9 protein-coding genes and 1 pseudogene are annotated in these 18,927 nt (G+C 67.4%); 5 read left to right on the top strand and 5 right to left on the bottom strand.

Annotated elements, in window-relative coordinates; genetic code table 11:
• Nucleotides 1–26: 26 nt before the first annotated feature.
• Nucleotides 27–2,297, top strand: a complete 2,271-nt coding sequence (locus R5W23_RS29565) for a glycoside hydrolase family 2 protein (protein WP_320689493.1) — start codon at nt 27–29, stop codon at nt 2,295–2,297.
• A 188-nt stretch (nt 2,298–2,485) separates the two neighbouring features.
• Here the strand turns inward: R5W23_RS29565 and R5W23_RS29560 are convergent, their stop codons facing one another.
• The 3 genes from R5W23_RS29560 to R5W23_RS29550 form a co-directional block, all read right to left on the bottom strand.
• Nucleotides 2,486–3,727 (bottom strand): NAD(P)/FAD-dependent oxidoreductase, encoded by a 1,242-nt coding sequence (locus R5W23_RS29560; protein WP_320689491.1) that lies wholly within the window; start codon nt 3,725–3,727, stop codon nt 2,486–2,488.
• Nucleotides 3,728–3,846: 119 nt separating this feature from the next.
• Nucleotides 3,847–5,454 carry a sialate O-acetylesterase gene (locus tag R5W23_RS29555; protein WP_320689490.1) on the bottom strand — a complete coding sequence of 536 codons (1,608 nt, stop codon included), beginning with the start codon at nt 5,452–5,454 and terminating at the stop codon, nt 3,847–3,849.
• A gap of 91 nt (nt 5,455–5,545) precedes the next feature.
• Nucleotides 5,546–6,964: a pyridoxal phosphate-dependent decarboxylase family protein gene (locus tag R5W23_RS29550; protein ID WP_320689489.1), complete on the bottom strand. Its 1,419-nt coding sequence runs from the start codon at nt 6,962–6,964 to the stop codon at nt 5,546–5,548.
• Nucleotides 6,965–7,815: 851 nt separating this feature from the next.
• Between R5W23_RS29550 and R5W23_RS32835 the strand changes: the two are divergent.
• Nucleotides 7,816–8,706 (top strand): annotated as a pseudogene (locus R5W23_RS32835) (SMP-30/gluconolactonase/LRE family protein); the annotation flags it as partial.
• Nucleotides 8,680–9,231 (top strand): 3-keto-disaccharide hydrolase, encoded by a 552-nt coding sequence (locus tag R5W23_RS32830; protein WP_407936176.1) that lies wholly within the window; start codon nt 8,680–8,682, stop codon nt 9,229–9,231. The pseudogene R5W23_RS32835 and the gene R5W23_RS32830, both read left to right, overlap by 27 nt.
• 678 nt (nt 9,232–9,909) lie before the next feature.
• On the opposite strand, the gene R5W23_RS29540 is transcribed toward R5W23_RS32830, so the two are convergent.
• Nucleotides 9,910–11,421 (bottom strand): RNA polymerase sigma factor, encoded by a 1,512-nt coding sequence (locus R5W23_RS29540; protein ID WP_320689487.1) that lies wholly within the window; start codon nt 11,419–11,421, stop codon nt 9,910–9,912.
• Between the two features lie 118 nt (nt 11,422–11,539).
• A complete protein-coding gene (locus tag R5W23_RS29535; protein ID WP_320689485.1) occupies nt 11,540–12,187 on the bottom strand; it encodes a hypothetical protein in 648 nt (215 codons plus the stop codon).
• A 1,207-nt stretch (nt 12,188–13,394) separates the two neighbouring features.
• On the opposite strand from R5W23_RS29535, the gene R5W23_RS29530 reads away from it, so the two are divergent.
• Nucleotides 13,395–16,892 (top strand): hypothetical protein, encoded by a 3,498-nt coding sequence (locus tag R5W23_RS29530; protein WP_320689484.1) that lies wholly within the window; start codon nt 13,395–13,397, stop codon nt 16,890–16,892.
• Nucleotides 16,893–17,087: 195 nt separating this feature from the next.
• A complete protein-coding gene (locus R5W23_RS29525) occupies nt 17,088–18,836 on the top strand; it encodes a DUF885 domain-containing protein (protein WP_320689483.1) in 1,749 nt (582 codons plus the stop codon).
• The last annotated feature ends 91 nt before the right edge of the window (nt 18,837–18,927 follow it).

Below are 18,927 nucleotides of genomic sequence, written 5' to 3'. Positions count from 1 at the left end.
ACACTCTCCCGATTCGAGGTCTACTCATGCGATACCGGCTCCTCTCCGCAGTCGCCCTGCTCTTCTGCCCCACGATAGTGGGCGCCGACTGGAAGCCCGCCCCCGCCCCGCTGATGACCAAGTGGGGCAAGAAGGTGACCCCCGAAAACACCTGGAAGGAGTACCCGCGCCCGCAACTGGTCCGCAAGGAGTGGCAGAACCTCAACGGGCTTTGGGACTACGCGATCACCAAAAAAGACGCCCCGAAGCCCGAACGCTGGGACGGCAAAATCCTGGTGCCGTTCTGCGCCGAGAGCGCGCTCAGCGGGGTGGGCAAACCGGTCGGACCGGACGACCGGCTCTGGTACCGCCGCGAGATCGACGCGAGCGCCTGGAAGGGGCGGCGGGTGCTGGTCCACTTCGGCGCGGTGGACTGGCAGGCGACGGTGTGGCTGAACGGTAAACCGCTCGGAACCCACACCGGCGGAAACGACCCGTTCTCGTTCGACATCACCGACGCCCTCAAGGACGGTAAAGGTGAACTGGTCGTTCAGGTCTACGACCCGACCGACTCCGCGACCCAGCCGCGCGGCAAGCAGATCCGCAACCCGCACGGCATCTGGTACACGCCGGTAACCGGCATATGGCAGACGGCCTGGATGGAGCCGGTCGCGAGCGACGCGCACATCCGCGGCGTCCGTGTCACGCCCGACATCGATAAGGGCGAAGTGGAGTTCGTTGTCGACGCGGTCGGGATGGGTAGTGCGGTGGACATCGGGGACAAGACGGACACCGGGGTGAAGGTGCGCGCGACCGGCAAGCCCGGCGAGCCGATCCGGCTGAAGGTCGAGAACCCCAAACTGTGGACGCCCGATTCGCCGCACCTCTACGACATCACGGTCACGCTTCACTCGCACGGGCGTGACAGCACGGCCGCCGACACCGTGACCACGTATTTTGCGATGCGCAAGATCAGCGCCGCGAAGGACGACAAGGGCGTGCTGCGGCTGATGCTCAACAACAAGCCGCTGTTCCAGTACGGGCCGCTGGACCAGGGCTGGTGGCCGGACGGGCTGCTCACCCCGCCGTCCGACGAGGCCATGAAGTACGACCTCGAGGTGCTGAAGAAGCTCGGCTTCAATATGCTCCGTAAGCACATCAAGGTGGAGCCGGCCCGCTACTACCGGTACTGCGACGAGATGGGGCTGCTCGTGTGGCAGGACATGCCCAGCGGCGGCGTGCCGTCGCGCGGCCAGCTCATCCCCCCGGGCGCGAAAGAGGACGCGAAGTTCAGCGACGCCGAGAAGAAGGTGTTCCGCGACGAACTCAAGGCGATGATCGACCACCTCCGGTTCTTCCCGTCCATCGTCGTGTGGGTGCCGTTCAACGAGGGCTGGGGCCAGCACGACACCAACGACATCCTGAAGTGGACGAAGCAGTACGACCCGACCCGGCTCGTCAACGGCCCGAGCGGCTGGGAGGACCGCGGGTTCGGCGACATGAAGGACGCGCACATCTATCCGGGGCCGGGGATGTTCCCCGTGATGCCGGACCGCGTCAGCGTGCTCGGCGAGTTCGGTGGCCTGGGACTGCCCGTGCCGGGGCACCTGTGGAAGAACACCAACAACTGGGGCTACCGCACCTACAAGACCGAACAGGAGCTGCGCGACAACTACCGGGTGCTCATGCGCCGGCTGCACCCGCTCGTCGGCAAGGGGCTCGCCGCGGCGGTCTACACCCAAACCACCGATGTCGAAGTCGAGGTGAACGGCTTCATCACCTACGACCGCGAGGTCATCAAGTTCGATGTCGCGGAGACGGCCAAGTGGCACAAGGCCCTGTACGGTCCGGCGCCCGAGTTGCGGGACATCGTCCCGACCTCCGAGGGGACGGCTCAGAAGTGGCGGTTCACCACCGACAAGCCCGCCGCCGGCTGGGAGAAGCCCGACTTCGACGCCGCGAAGTGGACCGAAGCGGACGCGGGGTTCGGCACCAAGGGTACACCCGGCGGCGTGATCCGCACCGAGTGGAAGACCAACGACATCTGGCTCCGCCGGACCTTCGACCTGAAGGAACTGCCGGCCGGCGAACTACAGCTCAGCGTACACCACGATGAAGATGTAGAGGTGTACATCAACGGCGTGCTGGCGCTCCGGGCGTCTGGGTTCACAACCGGCTACACCGAGTACGACCTCACCCCGGAAGGGCGCAAGGCGCTGAAGGCCGGGACGAACGTGATCGCGGTTCGCTGCAAACAGACCGGCGGCGGGCAGTATATCGACGTGGGGTTGGTCGAATACGTCCCGCCGAAGAAGTAACCGATAGCACGATCGCGTCTTGCGTGCGGGCCGTTCGCGGCCCACACGCAAGACACGACTCATTCGCGGTCTGTTGATATCTCTTTTGTCTGCTTCTTGTGGCACAGACATTCCTGTCTGTGCAGCGTGAGAAGGCTGCACAGACAGGAATGTCTGTGCCACAAGAAGCAGACAAAACCAGCCGTGAATCAGAACCGTCGGAGCGAGTACGGGGCCGGGTCGATGTGCGTCTTCCCGCCCCCCAGCATTTCGGCCACCAGCTTCCCGGTGGCGGTCGCCATCGAGAGCCCGAGCATGTTGTGCCCGGCGGCGATCAGAACGTTGCTCATCGCCGGCGCGAAGTCGATCACCGGAACGCTGTCGTAAGTCATCGGCCGCCAGCCCCACCACTCCTCTTGAACCGGTTCCGCCAGCGGGTCGCGAAGGTACAGCTTCGCCCCCTCCGTCAGCAGTGACAGGCGGGACCGGTTCAGCGACTCGTCGTAGCCCCCGAACTCCATCGTGGAACCCAGACGGTAGCCGCTCGCGAACGGCGTAACCGCCACCCGGTGTTCCTCGAAGATGAGCGGGTACTTCGGGCACACCGCCGGGCGCGGCATGGTGATCGAGTACCCCTTGCCGGGCTGGATCGGCACCCGGCACCCGAGTTCCGCGTTGAGCTTCGGGGTCCACGCGCCGGTCGCGATCACGAACTGGTCCGCGGCAACCTCACCGGAAGCGGTTTTGACCGCCGCCACCGTGCCGTTCCCCTTCACGAATCCCGTGAAGGAACAGTTCTCGCGGATCTCGACGCCGAGGCCCGTGAGCACGCGCTTCAGCTCGCTCATCAGCCGGTCGGGCCGCAGGTGCGCGTCGGATTCGTAGAGGTAACCGCCGGCCTGACCGGGGTTGAGGGCCGGTTCGAGTGCGGCGAGAGCCGCGGAATCGAGTGGGCGCGCGGGCATGTTGAACTCGCGCGCGAGCAGTTCGTTCGTGTGGGCGTAGTGTTCGAAGTGCTTTGGCGTCCGGAACACGAAGAGTAACCCCTTCGTTTCCCATTCGCACTCCAGCCGCTCCGTTTCGACCAGTTGCTCGAACAGGGACCGCGACGAGTTCAGCAGCGCCTGGATGGCCCGGCCGGCGGCCATCATGTCTCGCGCGTTGCACCGCCGCGCGAACCCGAGGAACCAGCCGAGGTTGGCGAGCGCCACGCCCGGGCGCACTTTGAGCGGCGAGTTCCGCTGGAACAGCGTTTTCAGCGTGGACCCGATCGCCCCCGGCCCGGCGAACGGCAGCACGTGACTCGGGGACACGTACCCACAGTTCGCGTGCGAGCTGCCCGAGCCGAAGCCCTTCTGCTCGACGATCACGACCTGTTTCCCGGCCTTCGCCAGCGCGTACGCACTGCACGCCCCGACGACCCCGCCGCCCACAACAACCACGCGCCGCATACGCCCTCCACAAAACGCCAAGAGTTTCCGACGGGCTCACGGGACGAACGAGCGGACCGTCTCCGCAGATCTTTCTATCCTGTGGCCCGTCGAAAGCTCACATCTTCCGGACCGGCGGGTCACTTCTTCGGACGCGGCTGGGTGGTGTACGGCGCCTCGTCCGTGCGGAACGGGGTCGCCGGCAGCCCTTCCTTGTTGAAGAAGTTGAGCGTCGGCTTGGCGAAGTTCACCCACCCGTAGCGCACCGCGACCGGTTCCGGCACCAGCTCGCTGCTGAGCACCACCGTGTCGTCCTTGATCGCGGCCTTGGCGGGAACGAACTTCCCGTCCTTGCCGGCAACTTGGAAGCCCACGAGATCGCCGTCCTTCGCCACCAGCCCGCCGCCGACGTTGTCGAACGTCAGGGTGGCGGCGCCGCTCGCGTACTTCACGTCCTTGAGGGTCGGGCCGTAGTACACGATCTTCTTGCCGTACTCGATCCCGAGCGCCGCCAGCGCGAGCCGCTCGCCCACCGGCTGCTTCGGCTTCGGGTGGATGTCGGTCTCGTTGCCCACGTCGGTGATGACCGCGATGCCGGTCTTCGGGAGCGCCTTGGTGGCGTACAGTTGCGCGTCGCGGAGTTCGGCGTAATCGACCCCGCTGGCGCCGCCGCGGAACGGGGCCAGTTGCACCAGCATGAACGGCAGCTCGCAGTTGAACTGTTTGCGCCAGTCCTTGATCATCGCCGTGAACAGCGTGCGGTACTCGAACGCCTTGCCCGCGTTCGACTCGCCCTGGTACCAGATCGCGCCCTTCACCTTGAAGTTCAGCAGTGGGTAAATCATCGCATTGTAGAGCACGCCCGGGGTGCCCGGCCCGAGCGCGGGCGGGGTGGCGCCGGGCTTGGTGGGCTCCTTCGGGACCGGTTTACCGGCGGCCTTCAGCTTGTCCGCGTTCTCCTTCCACTTGGCGAGCGCCGTCTCGTAATCGGCCTGGGCCTTCTTCGCGTCGTAGTTCTCGTACCCCTTCACCGCGGCGCGGGCGGAGTCGGCGTAGTACTTCAGGCTCGGGTCGGCGTCGAGCGCTTCGAGGCTGGCCCACGCCTGCGCCGGGGTCCCGCCCCACGAGGTGTGGATCAGCCCGACCGGCACGCCGAGTTCCTTCTGGAGCTTCTGGCCGAAGTGGTACGCCACGGCCGAGAAGCCGCCCACGGTGTCCGGACCGCTGACCGACCACTTGGTGAAGTGCTTGAGGTCGTTCTGGTCCTGGATCGGGTGCGGCGCGGTGCGCTTCTGCACGGTGAACAACCGCAGGTTCGGGTTTTCTGCGCCCTTCTTCACGTCCTCGGGCGACTCGCCGGCGTTGACCGACCATTCCATGTTGGACTGGCCGGAGCACACCCACACCTCGCCCACCGCGACGTTCTTCAGTTCGACGGTGTTGGTGCCCTTGATCGCCAGCGTGAAGCCGGTGCCGGCGGTCTGCTTCGGCAGCTTGACGACCCACTTGCCGTCCTTGTCGGCCGCGACGCTCGAAGCGGCGGCGGAGGCCTGTCCGGGCGCCTGCCGGGTGAGCTTGACTTCGACCTGTTCGCCGGCCCCGGCGGTGCCCCAGACGGTCAGCTCGGTGCCCTGCTGGAGCACCATGTTGTCGGAGAAGAGTGGGTGTGGTTTAACGTCGGCGCGGGCGGTGCCCAGCGCGAGCACGCTCACCGAAACGGCGAGCAGCGCGGCCTTGAACGAGCGCATGTGACGAGGCTCCAGTGGTGCGAGAGGGAAGCCGGAAGGTAGGCGCACGACAGATTAAACCGCCGCGCGCCGAAAGGCAATCGGGCGCGCCTCAAATCGCCGCCTCGGCCGCGCGGCGCATCGCGCCCCAGGTCGTCGCGATGTCGTCCCATTGGGTCGTCAGCCCGGCGATCGACACCCGCACCATCCACCGCCCGCCGAGGACGGCCGGGGTGAGGTACGCCAGCCCGGAGGCGTTCACGCGCTCGCACCAGGCGCGGGTGTGCGCGTCGAGTGCGTCGCCTTCCAGCCCCGGCGGCTCGTGGCGCACGCACACGGTCTGGAGCGGCGCCGGCGCGACGACCTTCCAGTTCGGGGTTCGTGCCACCTCGTCCGCGAACCGCCGCGCGTACCCCATGTCGCGCCGCAGCCGCGCCTGAAGCCCCGACACCCCTTCCCCGCGGATCAGGCACCAGAGCTTCAGCGCGCGGAACCGGCGGCCCAGCGCGATGCCCCAGTCCCGGTAGTTGGGCGCCTTGCCGTCGGCCGCCGTGCGCAGGTAGCTCGGGCTCGTGGACATCACCCGGATCAGGTGCTGCGGGTCGCGGACGTAGTACAGCGAGCAGTCGAACACCGCCCCGAGCCACTTGTGCGGGTTGAGCACCAGCGAATCCGCGCCCTCGACGCCGTCCCACATCCACCGGCACTCCGGCAAGATCATCGCCGAGCCGGCCATCGCGGCGTCCACGTGAACCCAGAGGTTGTACCGCGAAGCGACCGCGCAAACGGCCTTCACCGGATCGAGCGCGGTCGATGCGGTGGTGCCTGTCGTGGCGACCACCGCGCACGGCACCTTCCCCGCGGCCACGTCCTCGCGGACGAGCGATTCCAGTGCGTCGGGGCGTATGGCGAACGACTCATCGACCGGCACCACCCGCAGGTTGTCGCGGCCGAACCCGGCCAGCAGCGCGGCCTTCTCGACGGAGCTGTGGCTCTGGCTCGAAACGTACACCGTGAGCGGCTTCGGTTCCGCCTGGAGCCCGCCGCGGCCGAGGGAGAAGTTCGTCGCGCGCTCGCGGGCGCAGAGCAGCGCCAGGAGGGTGGCCGTGGACGCGGTGTCCTGAATCACCCCGCTCCACGCGGGGGACAGCCCGACCATCTGCCGCACCCACTCGCACGACACCTCTTCGAGTTCGGTGAGCGCGGGGCTGGACTGCCAGTTCAGCCCGAGTTGCCCGAGTCCGGCGGCGAGCATGTCGCCGAGGATGCTGGCAGGCGCGTCGTTCGACGGGAAGTAACCGAAGAACCGCGGGTGCTGCCAGTGCGTGAGCCCCGGTTGAAGCACGGCGTCCAGGTCGCGCATGACCGCGCTAAACAGCTCGGCCTCATTCGGCGGTTCGGTGGGAAGTTGGCCCTTGATCGCACCGGGTTCGGTAGTCGCGCGCACCGGCCGCGTAGCGATGCCCGCGTGATAATCCGCAATCCAGTCGATCAGCGCGTGGCCGTAGGCGCGGAATTCGTCGTTCGTCATGACACACCCGTCAATGGAGAGGTCGTAAGTCGAAGCCAGACGCCGCAAGGTCCACGCATTCAGGCGCCGGAGGCGGGTCCGTTAACACAACTTTTTACCGCTCCTGGTAGTTCCGGAGGTCCGAACTGCTTCCGGCCAGCCAATCGAAGCATCAGAGCCACGATTCCCACGGGAGCGATGGTGTCGCCGCCACGAACAAACCACCTCCGCAACCAATTCCACCACAACACGTTACAGCACATTCCCCACGAGAGCGTGGCCGGGTTTCGAGTTGATTCCGGTCGCGAAAATCGAGGTCCAATCGCGTGATTCGGAGGGAGCAACCGACCCAGCCCGCGACCAGTCGAACGCCGGCGAAGTGGTAGTCGGCGCCCCGTCGCGGTCCAGTCCGTTGCGGTCGGTGCGCAAGCGTCGGGCTTGTAATGCTCTCCGGGAACGTTTGACGCGGAAGAGAGAAAACGAACACGCCGCGAGCTTGCTCGCGGCGTGTTCCCGGGTTGCTCCACTTCTCAACCTGTGGCGCGGAGCGCTCACGGCACCGCCGAGCGCTCGGCCAGTTAGCATGCAGCGGAACCACGATCCGCGGGGTTGTTCCCGACCGCTGCATGCTAACTGGCCGAGCGCTCGTTAGCGGTGCTGGAACAGCGCTCCCCGCGCGGGGTGTGAAGGCAGTTGCTCGGACGACGCAACATCGTCCTGTCGCAGAGCGACGAGCTGAAGCAACCCAGTTGGTACGTAGTGAAGATACCCGCCCGCCCGGCGGCGGCAATCTCGGGTGCGTGCGAATTGCGGCTTGCGAGCGTGCTGTAACCGCGACACAATCACTCTCCCACCCACGAGGCCCTACCACCATGCGCCACGTCCTCGCGCTGACGCTGCTCGGTCTGACCGCCACACTGAGCGCCGCCGACAAAGACGAACTGTTCACCGCGAAACCGCTCACCGAAAAGAACAGCTTCACCCCCGGCATCGAGGGGCCGTGCTGCGACGCCGCGGGCAAACTGTACGTCGTGAACCTCAAGCTCAACGGCGACGGCACCAGGAAGAACGGCGACATCGCGGTGATCGCGCCCGGCAGCAAGCCGAGTGTGTACATCGACCTGCCCGAAAAGAGCGTCGGTAACGGCATCGTGTTCGACACCAAGGGGTTCATGTACGTCGCCGATTACACCGGCCACAACGTCCTCAAAATCGATCCCAAAACCAAAGCGGTCGCGGTGTTCGCCCACGAGCCGACCGCCAACCAGCCCAACGACCTCGCGATCGCCCCGAACGGAACCCTGTACGCATCCGACCCGAACTGGGCGAAGGGCACCGGACAGCTCTGGAAGGTCGCGACCGACGGAAAGTTCACCAAGGTGGCGGCCGACATGGGCACCACCAACGGGATCGACGTTTCGCCCGACGGCAAGACGCTCTACGTGAACGAGAGCGTTCAGCGCAACGTGTGGTCGTTCCCTATCCAGGCTGATGGCACGCTCGGCGAAAAGAAGTTACTCAAGAAGTTCGACGACCACGGCTTTGACGGGATGCGCTGCGACGCGGACGGGAACCTGTACATCACGCGCTACGGCGCGGGCACGGTCGTGAAGATGTCGCCGGACGGCAAGATCCTGAAGGAGATCGACGTGCTCGGGAAGAAGCCGAGCAACATCTGCTTCGGCGGCCCCGACGGCCGGACGGCCTACGTTACGGAAGTCGAGTTCAACCGCGTGGTGACGTTCCGCGTGGACCGGCCGGGCCTCGCGTGGGCGCGGCTGCACGCGAAGGAAACCGGAACCGTCGAGCTGTTCAACGGCAAGGATCTGACCGGTTGGGGATACGTGAAGGGCGCCACATTTGAGGGGTTTGACGGAAAGACGGAATCGTCCGACAAGCGGTATTCTGCGAAGGACGGTGTACTCGTGGTGAACCCCGGTAAGGGCCTCAACCAACTGTGGACCGCCGCGAAGTTCCCGACCGACTTCGAGCTGCGCCTGGAGTTCCGCGCGGGGGTGAACGCGGACAGCGGGCTGTTCGTTCGCGGGCCGCAGTTGCAGGTGCGCGACTACCTCGTCGCCGGGCCGTACAAGGACCTCAAAAAGTACAAGCCCCAGGACTGGAACGAGATCGTGGTGGTGGTGCGGGGCGAGGTGGCGCACTGCACCTGCAACGGCGAGGTGCTGAACGACAAGATGAAGGTCCCCGCGACCGGCCCGATCGGACTGGAAGCCGACCGCGGGCAGATGGAGTACCGCAACATCCGGCTGAAGGAACTTAAGCCGTAGAGCGCATGGCGGAACAAGCCCTGTTCGGGAGTACCGCCAGCGCGAGGCAAGGGCAATGCAGCGATCAAAGGCAATGGAGGAGCTAAGAACATTTTTGACAGGATCAACAGGATCAACCGGATGAAGACCGATCGATTTGAAACCGCGTCGATCCTGTCAAAGTTCGTCTTCAAAACACGAGGTCCGGGTGAGGGGAGACGAAGCCACGACCAGCCAGCGGTTTTGAAGGAGCCGTAGTCTCGAATTCCAGGTTCCAGATCAGCAGCGAACCAGATCAGCCCCCGACTCACACCGAATCCAGTTGAAGAGTAACTGCGTTCTGTAGGCCGTCTGTGTGAGGCCGGCGCGACACCACCCGTGTACCACCGGCCTCACACAGGACGCCGACAGAATACGGCGTGGATACTCATCAACCGCATTCCAGTAGTTTCCAGTGGGTGTAGCAGACCCAGCCACAGGCCTTTGAGTGTGGTCCGCTCACTCCGTGAGCGGTTGCTCCGGTTATCGGATGCGCGTTGCGCGCAACGACGGGGCCGCACGCCAGCGAAGCGAGTCGGGGGCGCGGAACGACCGCTCACGGAATGAGCGGACCACACTCAAAAATCAAAACCGCGGCTCGAACTTGAAACGACTGGATTCGGTATCAAGCACCTCGGGCCTCCGGCAGCGGAGCCGGCTTCAGCGACCGCCCGCCGGGGCCGGTGCGAGTCGTTTCGGCTCGTGCTGCGAACTGAGCAGTTTCAGCAACTCGGCCACCTCTTCGTGCCCCTTAATTGACTGGCGCACGACCAAGAGTTGCTTCACGGGCAGGAACTCGATGCTGGCGTCCCCGTCCCAGGACCGCGGCTCGACGGCGGCTCGCACCACCTTGACCAGAGACGCGCCCTGCTTCTCATCCCCGGCCAAATCACCCACGGGGTACACCCGCACGACCGGAGCCGCGGCCCGCGCGTCAGCGGCACGTTGCAGTTGTTTTTGCCTCTCGACTTCCATCCGCTCGATGTATTTTGAGAGCGTTTGTGATTCCGCCCTCAGCACGGTTATTTGCTGTCGGAGTTCGTAGCACTCGCGCTCCAGTGCGACAATTCGCTCTTTATCAGGGTTCTGCACCGGCTGCGGGTTCGGGGCCGGCAAAACGTCAGGAGCCGTTGCAAGCGCCGCACCTCGCCTGTTCATTTCGACCGAGGCCCGAGACTCATGGTTCTGCCGCGCCGCTCTCTCCGCGTCCATTGCGTCCCGCTGGTGCTGGAGTCTCTCGCGTTCTCGCTCCAGTTCGGTCATCCGCTCCTGGTCCGGGCTCCGGACCACCGGCTTCGGGTTCGACGCCACCGGAGCGTCGGGTTCCTTGGGGGGCGCCGCAACGACCGCGTTGGACCGCCATCCGGCAGTACCGACGGCCGCGACCGCGATGGCCACGACCGCGGTAACGATGATCGTCTTGAGTTTGGTCAACGACATTGATTTCATCATCCCCTCCATCAGCGCGGCGACCGGCGCGGCAACAACGGCTTCGCCGGACGGTATGAGTACCCCCAGTTGAATCGTCGGAGCGACCAGTTCGGCCGCGACGGTAGCCGGAGCGACGAGCCCGGCCACCGGCACAACGAGGCCGTACCGGGACAGCCGCCGCGCCAGGAGGGATCGCCCGCGGGCGAGGCGGCTGGAGAGCGTCCCCTCGGTCCATCCGAGTTGGCCCGCGGCGTCGCGCCGAGACAGCCCCTCCAGGTCGCACGCCACCACCGCCGCACGGTACACCGCGGGCAGGGCGGCAAGTTCCCGGTCCAGCGCGTCGCGCAGTTCGGGCGCGAGCCGCGCATCGTCGTGCGTCACCTCTTCGGTGCGCTGGGCTGCGGCTCGGGCTTCCCGGGTCTGTCGGGCGGACGACATCCGCCGTGCGGCGGAGGCGGTTCGGCACGCCACGCCGTAGAGCCAGTTCCCGACCAACGACCGTGGGGTGATGACCCCGGCCCGGCGGGCCAGCACCAAGAACGTGGCCTGGAACGCGTCCTCGGCGTCCTGCCGGTGGCGCAGCACCCGCCGACAGGTGCCCAGCACCATCGGCCCGTGTCGATGCACCAAGGCCGCGAACGCGGACTCGTCTCGGGCGGTAACAAACCGGTCAAGGAGTTCCGCGTCGGACGTACTGTCGTTCGTCGTGACCAGTTTCCGCAGCCGCGCGAGGTCGGTCATGTTGAGTGTCTCCGGGACACCCTTCATTGTCAGCCGAGGGGCCGGCGCGTCCGCGAGATTTCTTTCGAGGAGGTGAAGTCGCGTGGGCCTGGGAATGAAACGATTGTCCGGGCGGCGGTTACATCGGCTCGAGCAGTTCCGTCGCGGTCGGCGTGACTTGGTTCAGGGGTAGCGCGTAATACGGCGTGCGGCCGAGCCGTGAGAACCCCATGCGCCGGTAGTACCGCCGCAAACGCACGGTCGCCGCCCGCCGCTCCTCACGGCCCGCGTACCGCGTGAGCCAGCGGGCCGGCACCCGGAGCACCGAGGCCGCGTCGTGCCGGAGCGGGGAGATGTCGCTGACCGCCAACCCGCACCCACCCCCTATGAGGTCCACCAACTTGCGGACGGCCAGGAGCCCGAGCTTCAGTTTGCGCCACTTGGGCGCCAGCACCACGTAGTCGAGCACCAGCAGGTCGGGATCGGCCGCGTCGAACCGGGCCATCACCTCCTCGCGGAAGTGGTACCGCTCGGGCTCGTACAGAAGGGCGTGCAGGTAGTTCAGTTCGCTGCTGTGGCAGTCGCACACGTCGAACAGGGATTCGCCCGCGTTGTGGGCCAAAGCGACATGAACGCGCATCGCGGCCAGACGACCGACTTTCGCGACGGTCCCGGTCTCCTCGTCCGTGCAGGTGACTACGCCCGTGTACTCGGACACGAAGTCGCTCGGCTCACCGTCCGGGTGCAGGCTGGTACCGGTCCGTAACTCGATGTTGAAAGAGGCCATACACTCGACCTACTGCCCGCCGCTCACATATCCAACGTCGATTTCGCCGAGAGTGGTCACGGTCGCACAGGTTCACTGGATGTCGGCCACCGTGGGACGTTGACCCAGATGGTGACTGGACCGTGCGGAACATTTTCGAAGATTTGGTGAAAAGGGAGTTGACACGGAGGTGTGACTCGGAGAAATTCAGCTCACGCGTCGGCGCCCCCTCTCACGAGCGTGGAACCGACCGACAGGCCGACTACTCTCTCACCGGCCTGGAAACAGTACCACCCGTACTTGTGACAGCCTCTCCCTCTGTCACGAGTACGGGTGGTATGTTTTGGTTCAGATGACGAATCGCTGAGCAGGACGCCTCTCCCCACATCTTGCTCAGCGACTCGCCTCGTGAAAGAACTAAAAGCACACACCGCGCCAATTCCAGGCCCGATCGACTCACTTTTTCCTAAGTGATTAAATGCAGACACTTTAAGAAAACCAGAAATTGCTACACAAGTTTCAGAGGCCTTCTCCTGTTGCCCGCATCTTGAGCAGACCCAAACATCTTTGCGCCTTGATTCGGCAGCCCCATCCTACGGGTCTAGTTTGTTCGCCGAGGGTGTGTACTTCGCCACAGTCCAATTTGAAGATGATCCTCGCCTTCCACAGCCCTTGCCGGAATAGTGCAGAATCAAGGCAATAAATTCAAATAAACATTGAAACAAATTAGCCACGAGACGCACAAGGCCCATTCGCGAGGGCAGCACTTTCTGTTCAAAGCTGACGGACGCGGTGCTCCGGCGATTGGCCGGAGCACCGCGCCTCAAGATCGTGAACATGACCGATGCGGGCGTGACGGAGTTTCGGAAGAAGATATCGGGGTGCGAGGAATCAACCTGTGAAGCTGGCGACCTCAAGAAGCGTCGCCGCCGTAAGATAGGATGCAGTTCATCGCCCAGACCGCATCCGTCTGGGGGCGCCGGGGAGCCCGAAGTGCGCCCGCCGCTGCCTACCGGTTCGCTCGGTTGCGGTGCGGCGTGTTTTGGAATTGACTCGAACGTAGCCCCGGCGCACGGGGCGGGTAACATAAGCCTCTCTCCGAACGCCCGGCGACGGCATCGGCGACGTGCCCGCGGGGGCGTCTCGAACGCGATCCGGTCTTCCGCCGAGCCGGCCGGTCGCGACCGCATGCGACGCCCGCGCCCGGAACGTACAGGAGTTCTCGGGGATGAGAGTCGAAGAACTTGGCCGGATCCTTCGCGACATCGACCCGGCCGTCGTCCTCGTCACCGAGCCCGTTCTCGCCCGGGTCGTTCAGAAGGTGGCCGGGCGCACCTGGGCGGTCTGGCGGGTGCCCCACAGCCACTGTTTCGTCGTCGACCGATTCACGCTCTTCAAGCACGTCGAGCCGGACGAGCTCCAACTCCCTTCAGACCACTCGCTCCCCCAGCACGTCCTGCTGCTCGAGCGCCCGGCCCCCGAGTTGCTCGCCGGCAGCCGGGACGAGCTGCTCGGCCGGTACTGGCGCCTGCTGTTCCACGCCTGCGTCCACCGGGAAATCGAGCCGCGGCTCGGCGCGCTCGCGCCGGACGCGCTCCGGGAGCGGATCGAAGCGATCGGCCCGGCGGCCTTCGAGGAGGTGCGGAACGTGCTGCTGGAGGACCGGCAGCTCGCGCCCGACGCCGACGACCGGGCGGTGTACTTCGAGTTCGCAGCGTACTTTCTGGAGCTCCGGTTCTTCAACCCCGCCCTGATACCGGTCTCCTTCCCGCGGCTGTCGGCGGCCGAGGCCGCCCAGGTGCTGGACCGGGACGTGGACGGGGCGGGGCTGTTCCGCCGCACCCGGCCGCCCGGCACCCCGGACCCGGCCCCGCGGACCGACGACCAGTCGGACGAGTCGCACGACTACTACCACAAGCTCGTCCGGCACGCCCGGCGGGCCGCCGCGACCGGCGACACGGTCGCGGCGGCGGTGCTCCGCACCCGCGCCGCCCGGGTCGCCCCGGCGGTGCTGACGGTCCCGACCCAGGAGGCCGCGCGGGCGGACGTTCACGCCCTGGTCGATCGCCTCCGCCGCGCCATCGGGGCGACCGACGACGAGTCGGAGAACTGGCGCCGGGTGCTCCCGTCGCTCCTCGATAAGGCCGACCAGGGGGTGCGGCCGGTCGAAGCGTCCATCCTGTACGACTTGCAGCGGGCCTGCCGCGACCACGAGGAGCCGGTGTACGCCCTGGACGCGGCCGAGTGGGTGCTGTCCGTGGGGAAGCGGCCGATCCGCCGGCCGCTGGACAGCGAGCGGTTCGTCCGGGTGCCGGCCCAGTTGCGCACGGCCCTCCACCGGCTCACGGCGGCCCGGCTCAGCGACGCCGACCGACAGGCCCTCGCGGCCCTGCTGCGCGGGGCCATCGAGCGGGCCGAGCGGCGGCTCCGGGAGCGGTTCCGCCCGATCCTGACCGACGCGCTCCACGACGCCGGGCTCCAGCCCGCGACCCTGCCGGAGCGGACCGCGCTGGAGAAGACGGTCGAGGAGCTGCTGGACCGCGTCTCCGCGTCCGGGTTCCTCACCTTCGCCGACGTCCGGGACGCCATCGCCCGCGGCCAGATGAAGCTGCCGGACCTGAGCGGCGGCCCCGAGTACCTGGGCGGCGACCCGCTGCTGCGGTTGGACAAGCGGCTGGCCGCCCTGATGGACGGGGTGTACCGGCGGGGCGAGTCGTACACCCGGCTCCTGGAAGGGCTGACGGCGATCGGGTTCGGCACGCAGGGCGGGCGGTGGGCGGTCACCAACGTCGCCGTGCCGTTCCTGGGCGCCTTCCTGCTGGCCGAGTTCGTCTGGATGCTCGTGTTCGACCGCCGGGCGGCGGTGGCGAAGCGGGCGGGGGAGACCGAGCCGGCGTTCTTCTCGGGCTGGAACGCGGAGTGGTGGTTCCACCTCGGGTGGGTGGCACTGGGCGCGGTGTTCCTGCTGGTCATCCGGTCGCCGCGGGTGCGGGAGACGGTGTCGTCGGTTTTCTGGACCGGGTACCGGGTCGCGCGGTACGTGTGCTGGGACCTGCCCGCGCGCGTGTGGAGCACCCCGTGGGTGCGGGCCCTCGTGGCCAGCGCGGTGGGGCAGACCGTGCTGAACCTCGGGCTGAAGCCGCTCGCCCTCAGCGGCACCCTCTGGGTCCTGTTCCGCGAGCAGCTCTGGGACAGCGGCTGGGCGGCCCGGGCGGTCACCCTCGCGGCCGCGGTGTTCGTGGTGAACACCCGGCCGGGGCGGGCGGCCGAGCAACTGCTGCTGACGGCGGCCCGCGGCCTGCTGGACGTGCTCGCGTCCGCCCCGGCCCTGCTCGTGTGGGTGAACGACCTGTTCCGGGACCTGCTCGACGCGCTCGACTGGGTGCTCACCCGGGCCGAGGACTGGCTCCGGCTCCGCGGCCGCGCCGGCCCGCTCTCGGTCCTCGCGCGGGTGATCGCGGGCCTGCTCTGGATGCCGTTCGCGTTCCTGGTGCGGTTCTACGCGGTGGTGCTGATCGAGCCCATGATCAACCCGCTGAAGCTCCCGCTCACGCTGCTGTGCGCGAAGTTCGTGTACCCGCTGTTGCTCCTGTCACCGCAGATCCTGGTGCGGGACCACAGCTCCCCGCTCGGCTACGGGTCGCCGCTGGTGGCCGCCCTCGCCCCGTACCTGAGCCAGCCGGTGGGGTTCGTGTTCGTGATGGGCACCCTGTGGCTGATGCCGGACGCCCTCACGTACCTGGTCTGGGAGATGCGCGAGAACTGGCGGCTGTTCCGGGCGAACCGGCCGACGACGCTGCGCCCCGTTGCCGTCGGGCCGCACGGGGAGACGGTGAAGGCGCTGCTGCACCGCGGGTTCCACTCCGGCACGCTCCCGCGGCTGTACGCCCGGCTCCGGGCCGGCGAGCGGGAGGCCACCCGGACGGACAACTGGCGGGACGTTCGCGCGCACCGCCAGGCGCTCGAGGAGCTGGAGGAGGCGGTCCGTCGGTTCGTCGCGCGGGAGCTGGTCGCCGTTCTCAACCCGGGCGCCGGGCGGCACGGGTGGGGCGGCCCGGTGCTCGACGTGGGGAAGGTCCAACTGGCCACGAACTGCGTCCGCGTCGAGCTCACCGGGGGGGCGGGGGAGGCCGCATGGCTGGCGTGGGAGGACCGCTCCAGCTGGCTGGTCGCCGGCTGGGACCGGATCGGGTTCCTGGCCGATCTGCCGCCCGGCCCCGCACGGGAGTTCGAGAACGCGCTGGCGTACTTGTACCGCCGCGCGGGGGTGGATCTGGTGCGCGAGCAGGTGCGTGCCGCGCTTCCGCCGGCGGCCCTGTTCGACGTTTCCCCGGCCGGGCTGCTCGTGCAGTACGGGCCGCTCGAGTCGGGGCCGCCGGTGCTCTACGACCTGTTCGAGCCGGGGGACGAGTTGCGACCGCTGACCCCGGCCGGCCGGCGCCCCGCCGTGGCGCCCGCACTGGAGGCCCGAAGGGTCATGTTCCGCCGCGTGGAGCTGACGTGGGGGGAGTGGGAGAAGGTGTGGGACGCGCGCCCGGACCAACCGACCTCGCCGGACGCACCCGTCCGGCCGCCGTTCGGCCCTCGCGAATTCACTCACAATCTCCTGCCGGCCCGCGCCCCGAGCCCCGCCGGCGACAAGGGGTTTTCGGCCGAACTGGCGCCGCCCCTTTCAGGCATTCCGCGCGAGGCACTCGGCCCCGCGGGTGAGCCACGGGAAATCTGATTCGGTCGCGCAGGCACAAGCGTCCGTTGATCGCGGCGTGGCACACGCCACCCGCGCCGAACGACGCGATGCGTTCGGCGCGGGTGGCGGAAACGAGATTCCGGCGCGCCCCCGCCGGCCCCATTGCACACCGCCGGCGGGCGGTCGTATGCTCACAGTCCCCTCTCCGCCACACGCACCGCTCAGGAGTGATCCGTGATCCGACTCCGTTTCCCGGGGCTCGCCGGTCTCGTTCTCGTGGGACTCGTCGCGGCCCCCGACGCCCGCCCCGCCGCGGCCGACGGCCCCGCGCCGGGGACGTTCGCCGCGTTCGCGGACGATTACTACGCCGCCCTGTTCGCGTGGGACCCGAACCAGGCGACCTACGCGGGGGTACACGACTTCGACGCCCGACTCGCCGACCTGTCCGCCGCCAGTTTCGCCCGCCGGACGGCGGACCTCAAGAAGCTCCACCAGCGGCTGAAGGGGCTCCGCGCCGGGTCCCTCACGGACGCCGAAGCGATCGACGCCGAGGCGCTCGAGCACGCGATCCGCGCCGAGCTGCTGGAGCTCGAAACGGTCCGGGACTGGAAGCGGAACCCGGTGGTGTATCTGAGCAAACCCGCCGAGGGCATCGACCTGCTGATGAAGCGGTCGTTCGCCCCGCCCGCCGACCGGCTCAAGGCGGTGATCGGGCGGCTGAAGGCCGCGCCGCCGCTGCTGGCGGCGCTGCGGGCGAACGTGGACAACCCGCCGAAGGAGTTCACGGACCTGGGCGTCATCGTGGCCAAGGGCTCGGCCCAGTTCTTTCGCACCGATCTGCCGGCCTGGGCCCGGACCGCGGCCGGCGCGGACGAGAAGCTGCTGGCCGAGTTCGGGGCCGCCAACAAGCCGGTGCTCGAAGCGTTCGAGGCGGCGGCGAAGTGGCTGGAGGCCGACGTGCGGCCGAAGTCGAACGGGGGGTACGCGATCGGCGCGGACGCGTTCGTGAAGAAGCTTGAGGCCGAGGAGATGCTGGACATCCCGCTGAACAAGCTGCTGGCCATCGGGGAGGCGAACCTGAAGCGGGACCGGGACGCGTTCGTGGCTACCGCGAAGCGGATCGACCCGAAGCGCACCCCGGCGGAGGTGCTGGCGACGCTCACCGAGGACCACCCGAAGCCGGAGGACCTGGTGGGCGCCACCCGGGGCACCATCGAGCGGACCCGAAAGTTCCTGATCGACAAGGCGATCGTGACGGTGCCATCGGAGGTGCGGCCGACGATCGCCGAGACGCCGGGGTTCATGCGGACCGGCGGGTTCGCCTCGATGGACACGCCCGGCGCGTTCGAGACGAAGGCCACCGAGGCGTTCTACTACGTCACCCCGCCGGAGCCCGAGTGGGAGCCGAAGCGGAAGGCCGAGCACATGCGCCAGTTCAACCGGACGGGCATGGACATCATCACGATCCACGAGGCGTTCCCCGGGCACTACCTCCAGTTCCTGTACGCCAAGCAGTACCCGACCAAGGTGCGCAAGCTGTACTTCTGCGGGACCAACGCCGAGGGGTGGGCGCACTACGCGGAACAGATGGTGGTGGAGGAAGGGTACGGCGCGGGGGACCCGCGGGTGCGGTTGGCCCAACTCAACGAGGCCCTGCTGCGGGACTGCCGGTACATCGTGGGCATCAAGTTGCACACGGAGGGGTGGACCGTCGAGCAGGGGAAGAAGTTCTTCGTCGAGCAGGGGTTCATCGAACCGGAGGTGGCGTTCCAGGAGGCGCGGCGCGGGACGTACAACCCGACGTACCTGTACTACACCCTGGGCAAGCTCCAGATCTACAAGCTGCGGGACGACTACCGGAAGGCGAAATGGGCGAACTTCCGGTTGCAGACGTTCCACGACGAGTTCGTCCGCCAGGGGGCGCTGCCGATCAAGCTGATCCGCAAGATCATGCTGCCCGGGGACACCGGCCCGACGCTCTGACGGGCGCGGCGATCGGCGCGAGGCTCAGCCCCGTCGCTCGCGCACCTGAAAACGGATGCCCCGGGCGTCACCTCAAGCTGGACGCCGGTCG

Origin of the sequence: Gemmata algarum, assembly GCF_034097035.1 — a bacterium.
GTDB lineage: Bacteria > Planctomycetota > Planctomycetia > Gemmatales > Gemmataceae > Gemmata > Gemmata algarum.
Note: the sequence above shows the minus strand (reverse complement) of the source record. Positions and strands in the feature narration are given on the sequence as shown.